The sequence below is a fragment of the Mycobacterium sp. genome (assembly GCF_035314665.1).
Classification (GTDB): Bacteria; Actinomycetota; Actinomycetes; order Mycobacteriales; family Mycobacteriaceae; genus Mycobacterium.
Genome location: NZ_DATFZD010000166.1, coordinates 1 through 3834, shown reverse-complemented (window position 1 = coordinate 3834; position 3834 = coordinate 1). Strand labels below are relative to the sequence as shown.

3 protein-coding genes are annotated in these 3834 nt (G+C 64.0%); 2 read left to right on the top strand and 1 reads right to left on the bottom strand.

The window, feature by feature from the left end:
* Positions 1-289: 289 nt before the first annotated feature.
* Both VKI00_RS13430 and VKI00_RS13425 read left to right on the top strand, forming a co-directional pair.
* Entirely contained in the window at positions 290-1600 is a 1311-nt protein-coding gene (locus VKI00_RS13430; protein ID WP_324438078.1) for an IS256 family transposase, read from the top strand.
* Positions 1601-1661: 61 nt separating this feature from the next.
* Positions 1662-2897 (top strand): hypothetical protein, encoded by a 1236-nt coding sequence (locus VKI00_RS13425; RefSeq protein WP_324438076.1) that lies wholly within the window; start codon positions 1662-1664, stop codon positions 2895-2897.
* A gap of 58 nt (positions 2898-2955) precedes the next feature.
* Here the strand turns inward: VKI00_RS13425 and VKI00_RS13420 are convergent, their stop codons facing one another.
* The gene (locus VKI00_RS13420; protein ID WP_324438080.1) at positions 2956-3816 is read right to left on the bottom strand and encodes a cyclopropane mycolic acid synthase family methyltransferase; all 861 of its coding nucleotides are present in this window, start codon (positions 3814-3816) and stop codon (positions 2956-2958) included.
* Positions 3817-3834 lie beyond the last annotated feature (18 nt).

Here is a 3834-nt window from a genome sequence, read left to right as displayed (position 1 = left end):
GCGCAGAGCGACACCCAATGATCCGTCTCGAAATAGACGACATACGAGGGTCTCGAAACTTCGTATCGGCTTGAGTGTCCGAACACATATGTCTAGCGATCACTGGCGTGGCGAGCCCGACAAGTCATTCCTCGATAGGTGCGCTTGGGCGGCCTGAGAGCAATGATCAGAACCTGTGGATGGTTCTCGGCGAGGCGGCGTGAGTGGGCGCACCTTCCCGGGAATGATCTGAAAGTCCATAGCTCTGATCGGGACCGGCGTTGGCGCGCTGGTTCGGGAAGGTACGCCCATGCTCAAGGTAGTTCATGACGGGTCTGCGTCCAACGCACACGCTGCGGCGGGTGGGGCCGAGTCGTTGCTCGACGAGATCGTTCGCGATGGTGCCCGGCAGATGTTGGCGGCGGCGCTGCACGCTGAAGTGGCCGCCTATATCGAGCAGTTCGCCGATCAGGTTGACGAGAACGGGCGGCGGCTGGTGGTGCGCAACGGCTATCATCACGAGCGCGACGTGCTCACCGCGGCGGGGGCTGTGACCGTGGTGGCCCCACGCGTCAACGACAAGCGTGTCGACCCCGATTCCGGTGAACGGCAACGGTTCTCCTCGGCGATTCTGCCGGCGTGGGCACGCAAGTCCCGGCAGATGAATGCGGTGTTGCCGCTGTTGTACCTGCGTGGACTGTCTACGGGTGACTTCGGTGCGGCCCTGGAACAGTTCCTCGGCACGGGATCGGGGCTCTCGGCGGCCTCGATCACCCGGCTGACCGCCCAGTGGCAAGACGAGGCGAAGGCATTTCAGGAGCGGGATCTCTCGGGCACCGATTTCGTCTATCTGTGGGTCGATGGTATCCACCTGAAGGTGCGGCTCGATCAGGACAAACTGTGCCTGCTGGTGATGATCGGGGTACGCGCCGACGGCCGCAAGGAGTTGGTCGCGTTGACTGACGGGTATCGCGAGTCGACCCAATCGTGGGCCGATCTGCTGCGCGGCTGCCGACGCCGTGGCATGACCGCACCGGTGCTGGCCGTGGGAGACGGTGCGCTGGGATTCTGGAAGGCGCTGCGCGAGGTGTTCCCGAATACTCGTGAACAGCGCTGTTGGTTTCATAAGCAGGCGAATGTGCTTGCCGCGCTGCCGAAGTCGGCGCATCCGGGTGCGATCGCGGCGATGCGGGAAATCTTCAACGCAGAGGACATCGACCGAGCGCAGGTCGCGATCAAGGTGTTCGAGATCGACTACGCCGCGAAGTATCCGAAAGCGGTCGCGAAGATCACCGACGATGCAGACGTGTTGTTGGAGTTCTACCGGTATCCGGCCGAGCACTGGATACACCTGAGAACGACGAACCCGATCGAGTCGACCTTCGCCACCGTGCGCTTGCGGGCCAGGGTCACCAAGGGCCCCGGTTCTCGCGCCGCCGGTATCGCCATGGCCTACAAGCTGATCGAGGCCGCCCAAGGCCGCTGGCGGATGGTGAACGCGCCGCACCTGGTGGCGCTGGTCCGGGCGGGAGCGGTGTTCCACAAGGGCAAACTGCTCGAACGCCCCCTCGACATCACCCCGGCCGCACCAGCTGCATCCGGCGAAACCGAAGTCGCCTAAATCGCGGTGGCGTGCCGGCTGGTTGGGTGCGGCCGGTCGGTGCGTGTGATGGACTTCGGTCATGCCCAAGAGCCGTGGCCGCCGTAAGGGCGCCAAGAACCGACCGGTCCGCCGTTCACCTCGGCCGCCCCAGCCCGCGGATCTATTGCTGCGTGATGCCCGAGACATCATCGAGCGCGACGATGTGCTCGCCGTCGAGACGTGGGCCAGCGGCTGGCTCGGCCAGGCCTGGTCGACCGCGGCGTTGACCGAGCGTGAGCCCGAGCATCAGCTGTGCATGCAGGTGAGCGGGCGAGCATGCACCACGCCGTCGCCGCACGCGCTGGGCGCGGTCGCCGCGCTGGCGCGGGTCGCGCCCGCCGCCGATATTTCGATGTTGACCGAAACCGTCGCGATCCTGGCCGAGACCCAGCCGGTGCCGGCCTGGCACACCGGCGCCGCCTGGACCCCGGCAGCGGCGTGGCGGGCGGTCGATGTGTACGACAGCGAACGGGTCCTGTTCATCGACTACGACGGACCCCACCCGCACACGCTGATGGCCCAGCTCTGCCAGGTCGGCGGCCTGATGATCGACACGCTCGCCATCCTTCAACCCGGCGCCGCAACCGCGTGGGACCAGCTGCGCGAGCCCACCGAGGTACCGATGCCGATCCGACAGGCCCCGGTCCCCGACGTGCTCGGCGATCTCGCGCACGCGTTGCGCACCACCGACATGACCTGGCCCCGCAACGACGACGAGGACTTCCTCGACAACCGGGCCCTGGCCTGGTCCCGCTGCCGCGACCACCTGCCAGACTGGCCCGACCACACCGAGCTGCCCGAGCCGCAACGCCACCAACTGATCCAGGACTTCGCTACCGACAGCGGGCGCGACGACCCGGTAAGCCGGTCGCTGGCCGAGCTGCTAGTCGACTACGGCGAAGGCTACATCGGCGCGGGGCCGCTGTGCTGGAGCCCCGGCGAGGTGATGCTGCTGCTCACCGATTGGCTACCCCGCAAGACCATTCTCGACGCCGACCAACGCACCGCCCTGCCCGACGTGCTGCGCCAGTGGTTGCGCTTCGCCCTCACCCAACGCGGCATCGACCCCGACTGGATTCGCCCCGTCGTCGACGCGGTCGACACCTACCTGCCTGTCTTCCACGACGCCTTCGACGACGAAACCGCCTGGGGCCCCGCCAAACAAGTCGCCGCCGCCCTCACCGAGCGAGGCGTCGACCTCACCGACCGGCATGCCGTCGACAACGCAATCCACCAACTCAACGCCGAACAACTCGCCCACCGACTACTGCCATAAGCCCGCCACGCCCGAACACCGTCGATCCACAGGTCTTGACGATTCCTCCGCCTGTCGCCTATTTGGTCAGAGTGAACTGCCCCACATTGCTGACGCCTTTGCGGAAGAAGTTCTCACACCCGGTCAGATCATGCATGTAGCGGTCGTAGACCTCTTCGGACTGGATGGCGATGGCACGTTCGCGATTAGCGCGCAGATTGGCTGCCCAGATGTTCAGCGTCTGCACGTAATGCTCCTGCAGTAACTGCACCTTTCCGACTGAAAACCCGGCGTCCTGGGCAAACTTGAAAATATCTTCCTGCGCCGGCAACTGTCCGCCCGGGAAAATTTCAGTAGCTATGAAACGCGTGAATCGGATATCGCTCATTGTCAGCTTGATGCCGCGCTCGTGCATCTGTTTCTGGCTATGGGCCAAAATTGTGTGCAGCAACATCCGGCCATCGTCGGGGAGGATGTTGTAGGCGCGATCGAAGAACGCGGCATAACGCTCCATCTTGAACGCTTCGAAGGCGCCGATGGTGACGATCCGGTCGACCTTGTCCTCGAACTCCTCCCAGCCCTGCAGCCGTACCTCGACGTTGCGGTCGGTGGGGATCGCGGACAGTTTGGCCTTGCTGTACTCGACCTGATTGCAACTCAGCGCAATACCGATGACGTTGACGTCGAACTTCTCGATTGCTCGCTGCAGCGCTCCGCCCCAGCCGCAGCCAACGTCCAGCAACGTCATCCCAGGCTCGAGGTTCAGCTTTCCCAGCGCCAAGTCAAACTTCGCGTTTTGCGCCTCCTCGAGGGTCATGTCATCACGCTCGAAGTATGCGCAGGTGTAGCCCATCGTTGGGTCTAGAAATAATGCGAAAAACTCGTCGGAAACATCGTAGATAGACTGCGACTCTTCGTAATATGGCCTCAGGTCGGTCATTTTCTTAGCCGATACCTC